Source organism: Sulfidibacter corallicola (genome assembly GCF_017498545.1).
Lineage (GTDB): Bacteria > Acidobacteriota > Holophagae > Acanthopleuribacterales > Acanthopleuribacteraceae > Sulfidibacter > Sulfidibacter corallicola.
Window position 1 is genome coordinate 2,591,263 of the sequence record NZ_CP071793.1, and the last position, 19,048, is coordinate 2,610,310.

Annotated in this window: 8 protein-coding genes; 3 read left to right on the forward strand and 5 right to left on the reverse strand. The window is 61.6% G+C overall.

The genetic code is table 11. The features are described from left to right. Positions 1 to 184 precede the first annotated feature (184 nt). On the forward strand, positions 185 to 601 hold the full coding sequence (locus J3U87_RS07545) for an ester cyclase (protein WP_237382428.1): 417 nt from the start codon (positions 185 to 187) through the stop codon (positions 599 to 601). 320 nt (positions 602 to 921) lie between these two features. Next, the gene (locus J3U87_RS07550) at positions 922 to 2,133 is read left to right on the forward strand and encodes an EAL and HDOD domain-containing protein (protein WP_237382429.1); all 1,212 of its coding nucleotides are present in this window, start codon (positions 922 to 924) and stop codon (positions 2,131 to 2,133) included. Positions 2,134 to 2,270: 137 nt separating this feature from the next. Here the strand turns inward: J3U87_RS07550 and J3U87_RS07555 are convergent, their stop codons facing one another. Beyond that, positions 2,271 to 3,335, reverse strand: coding sequence for a DUF3103 family protein (locus J3U87_RS07555; RefSeq protein WP_237382430.1), 1,065 nt, complete (start codon positions 3,333 to 3,335; stop codon positions 2,271 to 2,273). 1,372 nt (positions 3,336 to 4,707) lie between these two features. Here J3U87_RS07555 and J3U87_RS07560 point away from each other — a divergent pair. Continuing rightward, the gene (locus J3U87_RS07560) at positions 4,708 to 9,399 is read left to right on the forward strand and encodes a MupA/Atu3671 family FMN-dependent luciferase-like monooxygenase (RefSeq protein ID WP_237382431.1); all 4,692 of its coding nucleotides are present in this window, start codon (positions 4,708 to 4,710) and stop codon (positions 9,397 to 9,399) included. Between the two features lie 343 nt (positions 9,400 to 9,742). Here J3U87_RS07560 and J3U87_RS07565 read toward each other — a convergent pair whose 3' ends face one another. From J3U87_RS07565 to J3U87_RS07580, 4 genes are all read right to left on the reverse strand, one after another. Further along, complete coding sequence (locus J3U87_RS07565; RefSeq protein ID WP_237384488.1) at positions 9,743 to 10,873, reverse strand: DUF3179 domain-containing protein; 1,131 nt, start codon at positions 10,871 to 10,873, stop codon at positions 9,743 to 9,745. Further along, the gene (locus J3U87_RS07570; protein WP_237382432.1) at positions 10,873 to 11,268 is read right to left on the reverse strand and encodes a hypothetical protein; all 396 of its coding nucleotides are present in this window, start codon (positions 11,266 to 11,268) and stop codon (positions 10,873 to 10,875) included. Before J3U87_RS07570 ends, J3U87_RS07565 begins: the two co-directional genes overlap by 1 nt. Before the next feature lie 105 nt (positions 11,269 to 11,373). Beyond that, positions 11,374 to 11,532 (reverse strand): hypothetical protein, encoded by a 159-nt coding sequence (locus J3U87_RS07575; RefSeq protein ID WP_237382433.1) that lies wholly within the window; start codon positions 11,530 to 11,532, stop codon positions 11,374 to 11,376. A 921-nt stretch (positions 11,533 to 12,453) separates the two neighbouring features. After that, positions 12,454 to 18,969 (reverse strand): type I polyketide synthase, encoded by a 6,516-nt coding sequence (locus J3U87_RS07580; protein WP_237382434.1) that lies wholly within the window; start codon positions 18,967 to 18,969, stop codon positions 12,454 to 12,456. Positions 18,970 to 19,048: the final 79 nt, after the last annotated feature.

The following is a 19,048-nucleotide window of genomic DNA, read 5'->3' on the forward strand; positions in this document are numbered from 1 at the left end:
TCTTTTCTCGTATTCCGATGCGTCGTCGCGCGCCGGTGACCGCGACCGAGGGATCGATGGCGCCAGTGGTGACACAGGTTCCAAAGCGCTTCGGCCGCCTTTCAAAAGACGTTGATTTCAGGTAGCATAGCCGAAACTCGACGATCTTTCCCAAAAGACGTGCAATCTTCGAGGCAGGCTGACCATGATCCCGAACCGCATGGAAAAAGTGACCGTTTTGCTCGATCAAGTGTGGTCCCAAGGCATATTGACACCCGTCGATACGCTTTTGGCCCCCAACTACACCATCAAACACGACCCCGGCGATCCCTGGGCCGGCCACATTTTGGACCACGCCCAATACAAGGAGCGCGTTGTCCAATCGCGCGCCCCCTTCCCCGACCAGCGTTTCGACATCCGCGAAATGGTGGAAGCCGACGACCACGTAGTCGTCGCCTGGCACTGGCACGGTACCCACCGCGGCCAAATCCACGGGTTTGCGCCCACGGGTAACGTGCTGACCACCACCGGCATGACCCTCTACTATTTCGAAGGCGACCGCATCAGCGCCCACTGGCAGGAAGTGGATCGCCTCGGCCTGTACCAACAACTCGCCGTTTGATTCGAATCCGACCGGGAACGAAGAAGCGAGTCGATCCGAAGGCGCACACGTCGGATTGCAAGGAAACCACCTGCCGAAAGTCCGGTTCCGGGTTAAAATAGGACCTCGCATACGAGAAACCAATGTTTTCGAATCGAGTTCTTCATGGTCTGTACCTCTATTCTCGGAAGGGCATCTTGGATGGTGATCGCGACATGTCACACCGATGCCAATCCAAATCGGTCGGCACACAACCGATAGAGGTCATGAGTCGTGGTGTTTGAACCTGCGTCATTTTCCACATCACACCGCGTCCAGGCCAGCACGCCACAGGGGATTGCATGGAATCATTTATCGCGAGACAACCGATTTTCGATCGCAACCAAAACGTCTTCGGTTACGAACTCCTTTTTCGCAGCAGCCTGGCGAACTATTTCGATGGCAGCAATCAGGACAAGGCCGCCTCGAGCGTCATCGCCGACAGCACCATCGTCTTTGGGTTCGACACGCTCACCAGCGGGAAACGCGCCTTCATCAACCTGACCAAGGACACCCTGATCAACTACGCCGGGCTCCTTCCCAAGGACCACACGGTCCTGGAGATCCTCGAAACGGTCGAACCGGACCAGGAAGTGATCGAGGCGGTCAAACAACTCAAGAAAAACGGCTACATGTTCGCTTTGGACGATTTCATCTACAACCCCATCTGGGAGCCCCTGATCGAAGTCGCCGACATCATCAAGATCGACTTCCTGGCCTCGGGTCCCGAGGAGCGCCAGGCCCTGGTTCAACGCCTCAAACCCATGGAAAAGCGCCTCTTGGCCGAGAAAGTGGAAACCCAGGAAGAGTTTCAGCAGGCCCTGGCCATGGGCTTCGACCTGTTTCAGGGCTTTTTCTTCGCAAAGCCGGTCATCCTCACCAAACGCGGCATGTCCGGTTCCAAGGTGAGCAACCTCCAAATTCTCCGAGCCATCAACAAACCCGGTTTGAACTACCGCGAAATCGAAGACATCATCAAGACCGACCTCACGCTTTCCTACAAGCTGATGAGCTACATCAACTCGGCCTTCTTCGGCCTGCAGACCGAGATCCGCTCCATCAAACACGCATTGGTCCTGATGGGCGAGCGGGAGATCCGCAAGTGGGCCACGTTGCTCGCCTTGAGTACCATGACCGAGGACAAACCGGCCGAATTACTGAAGAACGGCGCCACGCGAGCCCGCATGTGCGAACTGCTGGCCAAGAAATGCGGCCAGGGCGACAAGAGCGCCGACTACTTCCTCATGGGCCTGTTCTCCATCATCGACGCCATCATGGATAAGAACCTGGCGGAAATCCTGAAAGACATCCCCATCGCCCGCGACATCAAAAACGCCTTGATGCGCGTGGCCCGCAATCCCTTTCGCATGGTCCTCGAAATCGTGCTCGCCTACGAGAAGGGTGAATTCGCCGGTATCCAGCGCTACGCGGCGCGGGTCAACCTGCGCGAGACCGAGATCCCCAAGGCCTACATGGAAGCGGTGGAGTGGGCCCAGCAACTGCACTCCATGTGAGCCGGGAGCGCAGACCGGATCGCCAGGGCTTCGCATGCTGCGGGTATAAAAAAAGCCGGCCAAGGTGGCCGGCAATGAGGGTTTGTGACTGATCTAAGTCAAGGAAAATCAAAGGGCAATCGATAGGACGACGGACACTAGTTGGACTGCAGGATGTAGGGCGAAAGGGTCATGCGGGCGTTGCCGCTGGCACCGTAGTAGTCGGTGTAGCGCTGGCCCTTTTCGATGGTGTAGTAGACATCCAGGTAGTCGTCGTCGTTGGAGAACCAGTGAGAGGGCATGGCGCGAATGATTTCACCGGCCAGGTTCACCAAACCGGAGTAGGGTGCGCTCTCGGGGAAGACGCGCATGACTTCGGCGACCGCGTTGATCAACTGAACCACCAGATCCTGGTAGTTGGTGTTGTCATCGTGCTCCATCAGGACGATGTTGGCCGCGGCATAGCGGTACTGGTCCCAGAAAATGAGAATTTGGTTGGGGTAGTAGTTCTTGCCGTCCTTGTCCAGGTAGGGCATGTCGACGGCTTGGATGTTGGCTCTCAGGTCGTCGGGGTGCACGCCGTTGACCAGCGCGTACACTTCGGCGTTGCCGGAAATCCAAGGCTCTTGGTCGTCGTTCAGGTGAACCTTGTCCAGTTTGTGGGTGTCGACCCCGGCCTTGCTCTGCACGGTGGCGGGCACTTCGGCCTGCAGACCGGCGGCACGGAAGGCGTCGTTCATGTAGGCGAGGCCGGCTCTCAGGTCTTCGCGGGAATCGATGCCCACCACCAGCACGGGCTGGGCGGGTGCGTTGACGACGTCGAGAAGATGGAGGTTGCCGGCGGTGTCGAAGGCTTCGATGGCGGTCCACTCGGCATCGTCACCGGCAGGTTGGTAGGCCACGAGATACTCGCTGCTGGCCTGGAGATGGCTGGTGGCCGGGGCGACGAGGCGCAGGGACAGCAGTTCTTGGGTGTAGGATTCGATGCCTTTGGCCTGGCGGATCTGGAGATCGAGGGAGGCCAATTCAGAAGCCAGGTCGGCGGCGCCCTTGGCCTGGAAAATTTGGGCGTAATCGTTGATCAAGGTCACCAGGGGAGCCTGATCCCGCTTGGCATCGATGCGGCTTTCCATGAACTTGCGGAACTGGGTGTCTTTCAGTTGAACGGCGACACGCTGAGCCAGGTCGCGTTTGTGAACGTGAAGTTCGGAAAGATCGAGCACGGGGACACGTTGATCGGAAACAGGAATACGATTGGCAGCAAATGCAGGCACGAGTAAACAGGAAGCCAAAAAGACGTAAAGAAGGCGTCGAAACATCATATTCTCCTCTGTGATGGTGTTAACGGATAGAGCCAAGTGCGGGGTGCTCGGCTAAATAGCGTTTTTTAATGTATTTACGCAAATATTGAACGAGGCTTCATTCTTATTGATCGCAACGTGAGAGTCAACAACTTTTGCCGGACCAGTAAAACTTCAGTAAACAATGTCACACTTTTTCCTTTCCAATCACTTTATTGCAAATCGCGCACAATTCCGATTGGCGCGAAATCCTAGAATTGGAATCTTGCGCAAAACGACGAGAAAGTACCGAGAGCCAACTCTCGCCCGGGCTTTCGCTACATTATTAATATGCGGTGAGAGGTTTCGTGTTCGGCATGCGCGATTGCGGTCCCGGTCTGGGGGATTGCACTCTCGGCATGCGGGAACTCCTCGGTCCCTCGCTTCGAACGGTCGGGCCGGCGGCCCAACTTACTGCCATCTCGGCTCTCTCGGCATGCGGGCACTCCTCGGTCCCTCGCTTCGAAAGGTCGGGCCGGCGGCCCAACTTACTGCCATTTCGCCACTCTCGGCATGCGGGCACTCCTCGGTCCCTCGCTTCGAAAGGTCGGGCCGGCGGCCCAACTTACTGCCATTTCGCCACTCTCGACATGCGGGCACTCCTCGGTCCCTCGCTTCGAAAGGTCGGGCCGGCGGCCCAACTTACTGCCATTTCGCCACTCTCGGCATGCGGGCGCCCCTCGGTCCCTCGCTTCGAAGGGTCGGGCCGGCGGCCCAACTTACTGCCATTTCGGCTCTCTCGGCATGCGGGCACTCCTCGGTCCCTCGCTTCGAAAGGTCGGGCCGGCGGCCCAACTTACTGCCTTCCCGGCTCTCTCGACATGCGGGTACTTCTGGGTCATTTGGTCCGTAACGTCAGGTGGTACAAGGCATTGAGTTTCCGGTGCCAGTCCGGTGCTCGACCGGGTTTCGCCTCGCTCGCGTTCTGCGGTGGCCAGCCGTTGCCCGCTGGGCTAGAATAGTCCGTTTAAGGTTTTAATTGATTTCCGGATCGGATATGCTTTTCAGCACAAACAGCTACGATTACCAAGGAACATTCATTCTCTCCGAATCGAGAGATCGAGAAGTGACCGCCGCGGACAGGTTTCCGCGAACAGTGACTTTCTGCTCTCCCTTCCGCACATTCAGACGCCACGAAACCCGTCGAAATGATCGCGGCTCGCGCTCGAAATACCTGCCAAATGTCGGGACGGCGCGGCGGAACGAAAAAATCGTGCGTCCGACGTGATGGACGCACTCTGTAAGGATGAGGCAAATGACAGACGCAAAAGGATTTAGTTGCTACATCATCGGTCAAAACCGCCTGTTGATCGAATGCGCGGAAATCCTGTTGAAAAAAGGGCATGAAATACGCGGCATCATTTCCGCCACGGACGCCATCATCGGTTGGGCACAACACCACGATGTGCCCATCCTCGATCCGGCTTCCGATTACGAGTCCGAGATCACCAAACGGCCCTTCGACTACTTCTTCAGCATCACCCATCTCGCCATGCTGCCGGACAACGTCATTCAAGCGCCCAGTAAAGCGGCCATCAACTTCCACGACGGTCCCCTGCCCGACTACGCCGGACTGAACACGCCGGCCTGGGCCCTGATCAACGGCGAACAGCGCTACGGCATTTCCTGGCACCTGATCTCCTCCGGCGTGGATACCGGCGACATCCTGAAGCAGAAGATGTTCGACGTAGTTCCCCGCGAAACCTCGCTGTCCATCAACACCAAATGTTTCGAAACGGCCATGGAGGCCTTCTCCGAACTCGCGGACGAATTGGTGGCGGGCACCGAAACCCGCACCCCGCAGGATCTCGCCGGACGCCGCGTCTTCAAGCGCAGCGATCGCCCACCCGCGGCCTGTACCATCGATTGGCAGAAAGACGCCACCTCCCTGGAAAACTTCGTACGCGCCCTGTTCTTCGGCCCCTACGAGAACCCGATCGGCTCGCCCAAAATCACGAAAGACGGCAAAATCTTTCTGGTGACCCGCGCCCGCGCGCTCGACGAAGAGGCGGACGAGGATCCGGGCATCATCGCCGAGGTGAGCGACGACCACATCCACGTCTGCACCGGCGAAGGCCTGCTGAGCCTGATGGGTTTCACCCGGACCTGCGGCACGGAAGTCAGCGTCAAGGAAGTGGTCGAAGCCCTGGATCTGGACGAGGGCGAGAGCCTGGACGTGCTGGATCAGGCCACCGCGGATCGACTCACCGCCCACGCCGAAGTCCTGGCCAAGTCCGAGCCGTTCTGGGTCCGCCGCCTGGGCCGGCTGGAACCGATCGAGATTCCCTACGCCTCCGCCGACACGGTTCGAGAAGCGGCGAGCTACGGCGACGCACCGATCGCCGTCCCCCAATCGTTCCGCGATCGCTTCGATGCGGCCGGGCTGGGCGATGCCATGGTCACCGCGGCCGCCGCCTACCTGTCGCGCATCGGCGGTAAGGACCTGTTCCACATCGCCTACACCGATCCGGCCATGGCCAAGGCACGCGAAGGCTTCGAACACCTGGCCGCCGAACGCGTCCCGCTGCGCGCCAAGCTCAGCCCCTCCAGCGGCTTCGGCAAGGCCCAGACGACGCTCGCCAAGGAGTTGGCGAAAGTACGCAGCCGCGGCTCCTGGCTGGGCGACATCATGGCCCGCTACCCGGAACTGCACCAGCGCCCCGAGCTGCTGACCGGTAAGCTGGTCCCCGTCAGCATCGAAGTCCGCGATCCGGGCGAGACGGTCGAACCGGCACCGGGCACCCAACTCGCCTTCGTGATCTCGCCCGACGGCCAAACCTGCCGCTGCATCTACGACACCAACGCCCTGTCCAGCGGCGCCATGAACATGCTCCAGAAGCAGTTCGCCAACTTCCTCGACAACGCGGCCGCCAACCCCGAACAGCCGCTGGCCGAACTGGACATCCTGTCCCCCGAGGAACGGCGCCAAATTCTGCAGGACTTCAACCAGACGGCGGTCGATCTGGGCCCCGACATCTGCGTCCACCAACTCTTCGAAGAACAGGCCGCCCGTCACCCCGACAAGACCGCGGTCGTCTTCGAAGGCGAGGAAGTCACCTACGGCGAGCTGAACCGACGCGCCAACCTGTTGGCCCACCACCTGCGCGGCCAGGGCATCGGCCCCGACAAACTGGTGGGCATCAGCGTGGAGCGTTCGGTCAACCTGATGGTCGCCATCATGGGTACCTTGAAAGCGGGCGGCGCCTACGTGCCGTTGGATCCCGACTACCCGACCGATCGCCTGGCCTACATGATCGAGGATTCCGAAATCCCGGTTCTGATCACCCAGGACAGCCTGCTGCACGACCTGCCTCAACACAGCGCCCTCACGGTGCGCATCGACGGCGAATGGCCGATCATCGAACAGGGCTCCGAAGAGAATCCGGACAGCGGCGTCACCGGTAGTCACATGTCCTACGTAATCTACACTTCGGGCTCCACCGGAAAACCCAAGGGCGTCATGGTCGAGCACCGCAACGTGGTGAACTTCTTCCACGGCATGGACAGCCGCATCCCCCACGAAAACGGCGGCACTTGGCTGGCGGTGACCAGCCTGTCCTTCGACATCTCGGTCCTGGAGCTGTTCTGGACCCTGGCCCGCGGCTTCAAGCTGGTGGTCTACCTGGATCGCGCCCGCAACGCCGCCCCCGTCTCGGCCAAGATCGCCGGCAAGGGCATGGACATCGGCCTCTTCTACTGGGGCAACGACGACGGGCCCGGCCACCAGAAGTACAAGCTGCTGCTGGAAGGCGCCCGCTTCGCCGACGAAAACGGGTTCAGCTCCGTTTCGACACCGGAACGTCACTTCCACGCCTTCGGGGGCCCCTACCCCAACCCGGCCGTCACCGGCGCCGCCGTCGCGGCCGTCACCAAGCGCGTCGACATCCGCTCCGGCAGTTGCGTGCTGCCGCTGCACCACCCGATCCGCGTGGCCGAGGAATGGGCCGTGCTGGACAATCTCTCCAACGGACGGGTCGGTCTGGCCTTCGCCTCCGGTTGGCAGCCGGACGACTTCGTCCTGCGCCCCGAGAACTACAAAGAGTTCAAAAAGAAGATGTTCGAGAACATCGAGGTCGTTCGGAAGTTGTGGCGCGGTGAAGCGGTCGACTTCGAAGGCGGCCTGGGCAACCAGGTTCCGGTGGTCACCCAACCGCGACCGGTTCAAAAAGAACTGCCCTTCTGGATCACCACCGCGGGCAACCCCGACACCTACCGCCTGGCCGCACGCGCCGGCGGCAACATTCTCACCCACCTTCTCGGCCAGAGTGTCGAGGAGGTCGCCGAAAAGATCCGCATCTACCGCGACGAGCTGAAAGCCTGCGGGCGCGATCCCAAATCCGGCAAGGTCACCCTGATGCTGCACACCTTCGTCGGCGATGACGACGACGAGGTATTCGAGCTGGTACGCAAGCCGATGAAAGAGTACCTGGGCAGCTCGGTCAGCCTGGTCAAGAATTACGCCTGGGCCTTCCCGGCTTTCAAGCGTCCGGAAGGTCAGGAGGGCGGCGCCCTCAACGACATCGACCTGGGTGGTTTGGACGAAGCCGAAATGGACGGCGTTCTGGAGTTCGCGTTCGAGCGTTACTTCGAGACCAGCGGCCTGTTCGGCACGCCCGAGCGCTGCATGGAGATGATCAACCGGCTCAAGGAGATCGGCGTCGACGAGATCGCGGCCCTGATCGACTTCGGCATTCCCACGGAACAGGTCCAGGGCATGCTGCCACGCCTCAAGGAGGTGCTGGACCTGGCCAACGCCAACGTGGGCACGGGCGACGGCAACGACTATTCCCTGGCGGCCCAAATCCGGCGCCACCAGGTCACCCACATGCAGTGCACGCCGTCCATGGCGCGCATGATGTTGATGCACGACGAGACCCGCGAGGCGATCGGCACCATCCAGCACATGATGGTCGGCGGCGAGGCCTTCCCGGTCGCCCTGGCCGAAGAACTGACCGACCTGGTCAAGGGTTCCGTGACCAACATGTACGGTCCCACCGAAACCACCATCTGGTCTTCCACCCAATCGGTCGAACCCGGCCTGTCGTCGATCCCGATCGGTACGCCGATCGCCAACACCCAGCTCTACGTGCTGGACGGCCACGGTCAACCGGTTCCGGCCGGTGTACCGGGCGAGTTGTTCATCGGCGGGCACGGCGTGGTGCGCGGATACCTGAAGCGCCCCCAACTGACGAGCGAGCGCTTCGTGGCCAACCCCTTCGTGGAGGACCGTCAGGCCCGCATGTACCGCACCGGCGACCTGGCGCGCTGGCGCGAGGACGGCGTGCTCGAGTTCCTGGGCCGCATCGACCACCAAGTCAAGATTCGCGGCTACCGCATCGAGCTGGGCGAGATCGAAACCGTGCTCAACAGCCACGCGGGCGTCGTCGAGGGTGTGGTCATCGCCCGCGAGGACACACCGGGCGACCAGCGCCTGGTGGCCTACTACACCTCGCACGAGCCGGCCCCGGACGAAGGCGAGCTGCGCGGCCTGATGCGCGCGAAGCTGCCCGAGTACATGGTCCCCTCGCTGCTCGTCGAGATGGACGCGCTGCCGCACACCCCCAACAAGAAGATCGACCGCAAGGCCCTGCCCGCACCGGAGTCGCTGGAGAAGAAGTCGAAAGCCGAGTTCGTCGCACCCGAGAGCGAGCTGGAGACCAAGGTCGCCGAAATCTGGCAGGAGACCCTGGGCGTCGACAAGGTGGGCACCGAGGACAACTTCTTCGACATCGGCGGCCATTCGCTGCTGGTCGTCCGCATGCACCGCATGATGCGCGAGCGCCTGGCCGACGTGTCGGTCCAACTGACCGACCTCTATCGGTTCCCGACCATCAAATCGCTGGTCAACTTCCTGAACAGCGACGGCACCAGCGAAAACGTGGCGAAGAGCGCCGATCGCGCCGCCCGCCGTCGCGAGCGCATGCAGCGTCGTCGCCGGCGTCGCTGAGCGAATCAAGCGCAGGCCCGGCAGACACGCATGCAGCCGGGCTCGCGATCATCCCCAAACACTGAGGCGGGCAGGCCCCGATTGGGCCTCCCGCCTTTTTTGGTTGATTTTCGCTTGCAGGGCTTCCCCAGGGTCACCGTTCACGGATCGGCCGGGTTTTCGAGGCGGGATCAGGACTCTTCGTCCCGGGAACGCAGGGGAATGCCAGGATCCGCAGAACCTGGACGAGACCACGGCAGGCCCCGATGTTCGAGGCTTCCCTTCCCGGCTTTGGCGATTCCGGGCTTCCCGGTTTTTGTGTCACCGACGGTAGGCCGAGCCCATGCACGAGACCAACCGCGTCTCAGTCGCCGTAGATCTTCGTGTCCATCATGAACGCCAGCCAGGCGAAGGCGAAGTCGTTGCCGTGCGCGATCGGCTTCAGGGACTTGCCCTTCATCGGGCCCGCGATCGCGGTGCCGGTGATATCCCATTCGCTCTTGGTCTGGGCATCGACGAACAGCCCGTCACGATAGGAGAATTTCAACACCTTGCCGTCTACTTCGGGATCGAACACACCGGTGGCGCCGATGTCCTCCGAAGCGGCGATCTCCTTTTTATCCAGGGCCGAAGCCGCACCCTCGGCATGAAAGACGACAATCTTGCGCTTGGCGATCTTGTCGTGAATCACGCGCTTTTGGCGGGTTCGGCTGTAGGGGTAGGCCTTGGCCTTTTTGCCGATTTTCACGGTGATCACGCGCTCCATCGGCGGTAAACGCTCGTCGAGCGCGTCTTTGAAGAGAAAGGGCTTGCGGTCCGTCTCGTCGTAATCGACGTAGGGATTCTGACCGTAGGCGCGATCGTGGCCTGTCTCGCGCGACAGGACCTTGCCCTGGGGATGCGCCTTCCGGAACTGGGCGAACCCGATCAATTGGCTGGGGACCACATCCAGGAACTTGCCGGCGTGGGTGCCCACCAGGCCTTCGCCGGTGAATTGTTGCCATAACGATTCGGTTTGGCGGTCGTACATCACCAGATCCGATTTGCGCAAAAAGCCGGACACGCCGAAGTCGAGCACCGCGCCTTCGAAGCGGCGGTCGAACACCGCGGTGGCGTTGCAGAGCGGGCAAAAAGTCACCGACACGGGGGTACCCCCGACCGTATCGTTCACGATTTCGTGCCACATGAGGATTTGCAGCGGGTAGGCCCGCGCGTCGTCACCGACCTTCAGGGCGATCACGGGATCTTTGGCATCGAGCCACGCGGCCGCATCGGAGACGGTGACGAACACGGGATCGTCGATCGGGGGAATGCCGTCTTTGCCGGGGCCGCCGGCGAGCAATTCGCCGAGATCGATTTCGGATTTGGTGAGGTCGGTCTTCCAGGTCTGGAGAATTTTCACGGGGTCGGGTCGCTTCTTCTTTTGGGCGAACGCATGTGGGGCCATCGTCAGGCAGAGACACACTGCGACGATGCGCGTGATTTGGGCCAGCATCACGAAAACTCCTTGAGTGAGGTATCTAAGGTTATTAAAAGAAATGACATCAGCATAACACCCAGGGAACGCCAATACTTCCCCCGCATGCGCCAAAAACCGAACGGGACGGATGGCAGGAAATACCGGATGCTTGGATGCGCATTGTCCACCATCAACCGCATGCTTGGATGTTCGTCGTCCCGGATCAACCCCATGCTTGGTTGTTCGTTGTTCGCGGCCAACCGCATGCTTGGATGTTCGTCGTCCGGAATCAACCCCATGCTTGGTTGATCGTTGCCCGTGGCCAACCGCATGCTTGGTTGTTCGTCGTCCGGGGTCAACCGCATGCTTGGATGTTCGTCGTCCCGGATCAACCGCATGCTTGGTTCTTCGTCGTCCCGGATCAACCGCATGCTTGGTTGATCGTTGCTCGTGGCCAACCGCATGCTTGGATGTTCGTCGTCCGGAATCAACCGCATGCTTGGTTCTTCGTCGTCCCGGATCAACCGCATGCTTCGTTAATCGTTGTTCGCGGCCAACTGCATGCTTGGTTGATCGTTGCTCGTGGCCAACCGCATGCTTGGATGTTCGTCGTCCGGGATCAACCCCATGCTTGGTTGATCGTTGCCCGTGGCCAACCGCATGCTTGGTTGTTCGTTGTCCGGGATCAACCGCATGCTTGGTTGATCGTTGCTCGTGGCCAATCCTGAAGGGATGGCCGACCTCATGTTTGGACCACAAATAATTTAAAACGCGGGCCTCTGGCCCGCCACCAGCAGGGACCCTGTAAGGGTCACACATTACAGCGAAGGGTTAAGGAGGCGGCGCCGACGCAACCCTGGTTGTTTGGAGTGCCCGAACCCCAGCCCTGGAGGGGCGGAACTACCAAGCGCCTCCCGGAGTTCCCGTCACCTCCGTGGAGCCCTTCGCGGAATTTCCGTCACCTCCGTGGAGCCCTTCGCCGAATTTCCGTCAAGTCCGTGGAGCCCTTCGCGGAGCCGCCCCTTCAGGGCTGGGGTCCGGGAACCTCGAACAACCAGGGTTACGGTGCCTTGGCGGCACCTCACCCTTCGCTGTACTGTGTCGTCCCTTCAGGACGCCCGCTGGTGGCGTGCCTTCGGCACGCATTTTTATTTAACGTTGATCCAAACATGGGTTTGGCCATCCCTCCAGGATTGGCCCGGGACACCGCCCGTCCAATGATGGGTCAAGAAGGAACGTTGGCCATCCCTCCAGGATTGGCCCGGGACACCGCCCGTCCAATGATGGGTCAAGAAGGAACGTTGGCCATCCCTCCAGGATTGGCCCGGGACACCGCCCGTCCAATGATGGGTCGAGAAGGAACGTTGGCCATCCCTTCCGGATTCGCCCGGGACGACCCACATCCATCCATGGATTCATGGATGGGAAACGTTGGCCACCCCTTCAGGATTCGCCCGGGACGACCCACATCCATCCATGGATTCATGGGTGGGAACCGTTGGCCATCCCTTCAGGATTCGCCCGGGGCGCCGCCCATCATGGATCGATTACCGGGGAACGTTCCAGCCCCCCGGAATTCGATCATCTTGATTGGTACCTGTCGGACAGCGCCTCGTTCAGATGCGGCCTTCGGCCTCCTGGATGCACCGACGCAGCTTGGTCGCCAGAATCCGCACGTTCGGCTCCAACACCATGCTGTCGTGGTTACCCGGCACTTCGAACACTTCCAGTTCGCCCACGTGCGGCGTCCACAGGTTGTCCTCGAAGACGTATTCCATCTCCGAACTGACGTAGCGGTCGTCGCCCACCGGATAGCATTTGTCCAGCTTGGGCCGGAACAACTTGACCGGCCCCGTATAGTCCTTCAGGTCGTATTTCTCCAGCGACCGGTAGAAGGCGGCCTCGATATCCTGGCTGTGGAACGCGACCTGGGGCGTCTCCTCTTCGACCTCTTCGCCCATACGCCGCCGGATCTTCTTCAACTCCCAGGCATAGCGTTCCTCGGCCCATTCGCGCAAATGGGCGAAGCCGCGCTGCTTGAGCTTAATCAGGTGGATCTTGCGCCGGTCGGTTTTGGTCAGGTAGGGGCGCTTGGGGATCGGCGTGTCCAGCATGACCAGCAGACTCACCTCTTCACCCTGCTCGCGGAGCTGCTGGGCCATCTCGTAGGCCGTGATGCCGCCGCCGCTGAATCCGCCGATGAAATAAGGTCCCTTGGGCTGCACGGTGCGCACCTCGGCAAGGTAATCGCGCGCCATCTCCTCGAAATTCTCGTGGGGCTGGTCACCGCCGTAGAGGCCGCGTGCCTGCAGTCCGAAGAACTTGCGATCGGTGCCGATCAAATGCGCCAAATGTCTCAGATTCAATACGTTGCCGAACATGCCGGCAACCAGGAAAAACGGCGTTCGGTCGCCGCCCTTGCCCTGGTGCATGGCCACCAGGTGGGTGTAGCGACGCTTGCGCGATTCGCTCTCGGCCGATGTGCTCGCGGCCTGATCTCCCTCGGCCGCAGCCTGATCGCCCACCGCATCGCGGATCATGTCCGCGCAGCCCTCGATCGTGGGCGCCTCGAACAGGACCGAAATGGGGTACTCCACCTGATAGGCCTTCTTGATTTTGGCGAACAGCCGGACGGCGATCAACGAGTGGCCGCCGAGGTCGAAGAAACTGTCCTTGATGCCGATGTTGTTGACACCCAACAGTTCTTCCCAGATACCCGCCAAGGTCTTTTCAATCTCGTCACGGGGTTCGACGTACTCGCTCGAGAGCTCGGGTCGGTCGAATTTGGTCGACTCGTCGGCCTCTTCCTGTTCGCGAGTGGATTCCTCGGTCTGCTGGATCAGCTTGTGCAGATCCAGCGAACTGAAGATCACCTGGGGTGTGGCCTCGGCCTCCAGGATGTGGGCCAGGGCGCGGGTGCCCTCCTCGGGCAAAATCCCCTGGCCGAGGTTGTGCCGGAACATCTTCTCCGCGGGCGAGAGCTGGCGCTCGCCTTCGTCGTTGTGCTGGACCTCGAACTCCAATTCGGATGCGGAAGGCGGCTTGGCCACCGCGAAATCCGGTCCGCCGTCCAGCTTCTTGATGCTGAATTGCTCCACTTCCAGCAGGACCTTGCCCTGCTCGTCGGTAATCGTGATGTCGAAGGTCGCCGTCTCGCCCTCGGCCCGGTTGCGGCCGTGGTTGCGCATCCAACTGTACACCAGGCGCGGCAGGGGCCCGCGAATGCGCACACTCTTGTAGTTGACGGGAACCCAAAGCTGATCGGTGCCCTCGTAGCCTTCGATCAGGTCCATCGCGTATCCGGTCGCCAGATCCAACAATGCCGGGTGAAGCTGGTAGTCGGCCTGCTCGGCCTCGAACGCTTTTGGCAACTGCAGCTTGGCGATCGCCTCGCCGTCGCCGTAATCGGCGGTCTGCAGTACGCGCCAACGCGAACCGAACTGCATGAAGCGCTCCTGACCGGTGCGGAACCCGTCGGGATCCGCTTGGTGCTTTTGGGTGCAGCGCGCCCGTATCGCCTCCAGATCGACCGGATCCACGGCCGGCGAGGCGTAGGGAATCAAGCGGGCCTGGGCATGGGTTTCCCAGCCGATGCGGCCGTCGTCGAACACGCGCTTGCTCTGCACGTCGAACAACAGTTCGTCCTCGTCCGGGCGCATGCGCACGCGCATGTCCTTCTGCTCGTCGTCGGCGACGTAGAAGGGACGGAAGAAGTAGAGGTCGGCGATTTCGTAGGAATTCCGCTCGCCGCGCTCGACCAGCGCGGCCCGCGCCATTTCCAGGTACCCGGTACCGACCACGATCGCGTGGCCTTTCAGGGTCCGGTGCTGATCCAGAACCCACTGATTCTTGGTGGTGTAGGTGGCGCGCAACACCGAGATGCCGTGCTCGTCGGTTTCGCGGGTGTCGAACAGCGGGTGTTTGGCCGGCGCCAGGTCGCCGGAGGGCTCTTCACCACCCTGCATGCGCCCGGCGGCGTCGGCGGCCATGCCGACCTCGCCCCAGACGCCCCAGTTGATCGCGACCGTGTTGCGGTTGGGCAACGAGGCCCGGCTCTGGGCGTAACTGTTGAGAAAGGCGTTGGCGGCCACGTAATCGATCTGACCGGCCGGCGAGATCACACTACTGGTAGAGGAGAACAACACCATGAAATCCAGCTCGCGATCGCGGAACAACTCATCCAACATCAGCGTTCCGTGGATTTTGGGCGTGAACACATCCTCGATGTCGGACTGGGTCTTGAGCTGGATGAGATCGTCCTTGAGTACACCGGCCGTGTGCAGCACCCCGTCGATCGACCCGAACTGACGCTCGGCCTCTTCCACCACCTCGCGCATGGCGTCGATGTCGGTGACGTCGGCGACGCCCAGTTCCACCTCGGCGCCCAACTCTTCCAGGTGCCGAATCTTGGCGATGCGCTGGTGGGTGCGGTGGGTTTCCGGAGTGCTATCCAGCCAATGATCCCATTCCGAACGAGGCGGCAACGGGCTGCGGCTCATCAACACCAACTTGGCCTTGGCGTGCTCGGCCAGGTACTGGGCCATGACCAGGCCCAAACCGCCGAGACCGCCGGTGATCAGATAGGCGCCGCCGGCCTTGATGCGGTTGGGGACGCCCTTGACCTTGCGTGGCGCATTGCGATCGTAGTGCAACTCCCAACGGGTCTGACCGCGATAGGCACACAGGTGGTTGCCCGGTTCGGCCAGCAACTCGTCTTCCACCAGCGCCGCCAGGCGGTCGAGGCGGTAGGCCTCGGGAAACCGCTTGCGCCCGAAACTGAGCTGATCGATTTGGGGCAGTTCCACATCGACCGTGGCACAGGTGATTTCGGGGAATTCGCGGGGAATGACCTTGGCGGGACCCAACAGCGTGGCTTTTTCGGGATAGGGCAGGTCTTCCTCACCTACTTGAACGGTGCCGTTGGTGAGCACCACCATGTGCATCGGACCCGGCACGTTCTCGTTGGCGAACGCCTTGGCCAGGAAGAACAGGCTGTAGAAGCCGCGCTCCTGGTTGCGGTGGAAAAAGCTGGACCCCGGCCGGAACGATTCCTCGGCGGTCAACATCCAGCAGTGGGCGATGCGGTGCGGAGTCTTGCCGTTGTTGACCAGATCGCGCAGCAGGTCTTCGTATTCCTTGAGGCCGTGTTCCGGCGACAGCAGATACTCGTTGGGCGAAATCTTGTAGTAGGCGTCGCCCTCGCGCACGGTGACCGCTTCGTGGCCGTTGGCGTGCAGGAATGCCACGAGTCGCTTGCCGATGCCGGCATCGTCCAGAAAGACCAGCCAGGTGTAGGTCTGGTCTTCCGAGGAAGGAATCGGCCGGCGCTTTTTCCAGGCCGGCTGATAGTACCAATCCTCTTCCTTCCTCATTTTGTAGAGCATGTGGGCTGCGTCGTCTTCGGCGAGCTTGATCTTGCCGGGCTCGATGAAGAAGCGCTGGTGGCGGAAGGCGTAGGTGGGCAGCGAAACCCGATGGCGGAACTCGTCGCCGAAGATCTGCTTGAGATCGATGTCGAAACCCGCGGCCCAGAGCCGGCCGCGCGCGGCCAGCAGAAAGGCCCGGTCGTCGACGAGATCGCGCGGGTGACGCAGCGTGTGGAGCAGGTTGCTGGTCGGCGTAATGCCCGAATGTTGCTTGACCAACGAGACCAGGGTCCGCCCGGGTCCCACTTCCAGAAAGACGCGGTTCTTTTCCTCGAGCAGGATGGTGACCCCCTCGGCAAAGTGGACCGTGTTGCGCAGGTGACCGACCCAGTAGTCGGGACTGGTGGCTTCCTGGTCGGTGATCCAGGTACCGCTGCCGTTGGACACGAAGGGAATCTTGGGCGGATTGAGCTTGATGGAGCGCAGGTATTCGCCGAAGGGCAGGAGAATGTTCTCCAGCATGCGCGAGTGGGCGGCGATGTCGATCGGCACGCGACGGGCCTCGATCTCGCGCGCTTCAAGGTCGCGCAGCAAGGCGTCCAACGGTTCGGAGGGGCCGCTGACCACGCAGAACTCGGGACTGTTGATGGTGGCCAGGTCCAGGTCGGGGTGGTCGTTCAGAATCTCCCTGACCCTCTCCGGCGCGAGCCCCACGCTGATCATGCCGCCGCGCGGTACGGTTTCGAAGAGCTGGCCGCGCAGGGTCACCAGGCCCAGCGCATCCTTGAACGAGAAGACACCGGCCACGCAGGCGGCCGTGTTTTCGCCCAAGCTGTGGCCGATCAATGCCTTGGGTTCCACGCCCTGGTCGATCCAGTATTGGGTCAGGGCGTATTGCACGATGAAAATCAGCGGTAGCTGGACGGCCGGTCGCTGGAGCACCGTGTCCACTTCTTCGTCGCGACCCGCCTCGGCGAAAAACAGGTCCCGCGGATCCCAGTCGACACCATCCAGCTTGGCCAGGAGCTTGAGGCCGCGATCCACGTGTTTCTTGAAGACCGGCTCGGCTTCGTAGAGATCGCGGCCCATGCGCGGGTATTGGCAGCCGCCACCGGCGTACATGAACACCAGCGAGGGGGTACCGGATTCAACCGTGTGGGTGAACAGGCGGCGCGTGTCGCCGGACGCCAGTAACTCGGCCGCCTCGGCGGCATCGCGCACGGCCACCACGCGGCGGGTATCGAACGCACGCCGCCCGGTCAGGAGCGTGTAACACACATCGGCCATGTCCAGGTCGGGATGGGCCCGCAGGTGGGCCGCCAGGCGCTTGCCGTAATCGTCCAGGGCCGCGCGGTTGCGGGCCGACAGGGTGATCAGGTGGAAGGGGGCATCGTGGGGATCGGTGGGATCCCGTTCGGGCGCCTCTTCGACGATGGCGAAGGCGTTGGTGCCGCCGACACCGAGGCTGTTGATGCCGGCACGACGGGGCGTGTCGCCTTCCTTCCAGGGGTTGAGCTGGTGGTTCACGTAAAAGGGACTGCTTTCGAAATCGATCTGGGGGTTGGGCGCCTCCCAGTTCAGGCTGGGCGGCAGCTTGCGGCCCTGTAGGGCCAGGCTGGTCTTGATCAGGCTGGCCACGCCGGCGGCCGTATCCAGGTGACCGATATTGGTCTTCACCGAGCCGATGCCGCAGAAGCCCTTGCGTTTGGTGGTCTGGCGAAAGGCCTGGGTCAGCGCGGATACCTCGATCGGGTCGCCCATGGGCGTGCCGGTTCCGTGGCACTCTACATAATTGATGGTATCGGCCTCGAGGTTGGCGACAGCCAGGGCCTCGGCGATGGCCGCCGCCTGGCCGTCCACACTGGGCGCAAGGTACCCGACCTTGGCCGAACCGTCGTTGTTGATCGCCGAGCCCTTGATCACGGCATAGATGTGGTCGCCGTCGTCGAGCGCATCGTCCAGCCGCCGCAACACCACGACGCCCGCGCCGCTGCCGAACACCGTCCCCTTGGAGCGGTGGTCGAAGGCGCGGCAGTGGCCGTCCGGCGAGAGAATCTCGTTCTCCTTGAAGTAGTAGCCGCGACGATGGGGCATGTCGATCGTCACGCCGCCGGCCAGAGCCAAATCGGTTTCGCCGTTGAGCAGGTTCTGGCAGGCCGTGTGGACGGCCACCAGCGAGGTGGAACAGGCGGTCTGGACGTTGATGCTGGGACCGGTCAGGTTGAAACAGTAGGAAACCCGCGTGGAAAGAAAATCTTTGTCGTTGCCGGTGTGGCGCAGCAGGAACATGCCCACGTTGTCCACCAGGTCGGGATTCGTGAGCAGGTTGAACATAAAATAACTGCCCATGCCGCAACCGGCGTACACCCCGATGGAGCCGTCGTAGGTTTCGGGCAGGTGGCCGGCATCTTCCATCGCCTCCCAGGCACACTCCAGAAAATTGCGATGCTGGGGATCCATGATGGCCGCTTCTTTGGGGCTGAACCCGAAAAACTCCGCATCGAACTGCTCCATGTCCTGAAGCACGGCGCAGCGTTTCACGTAGTTGGGATGTTTCAGCGTTTCGGCCGAGACGCCCTCGGCCAACAACTGCTCGTCGGTCAGCGGAAGGATCGATTCCACGCCGTTCTGCAAATTGTGCCAGTACTCGTGAATGTTGCGCGCGCCTGGGAAACGGCAGGCCATGCCGACGATGGCGATATCGTTTTCGCCGCCTTCCTGGCCGTCGCCATTGCGTTCTTCCTCGTCGTAGTCCCGTTCAGTCATGGTTCAGTCCTCGTAACGCGAATGTGTGTGGGGAAAACCCGAAAGGGGGAGGGGTAGCGTCGAATAAAAGCAAGATCAT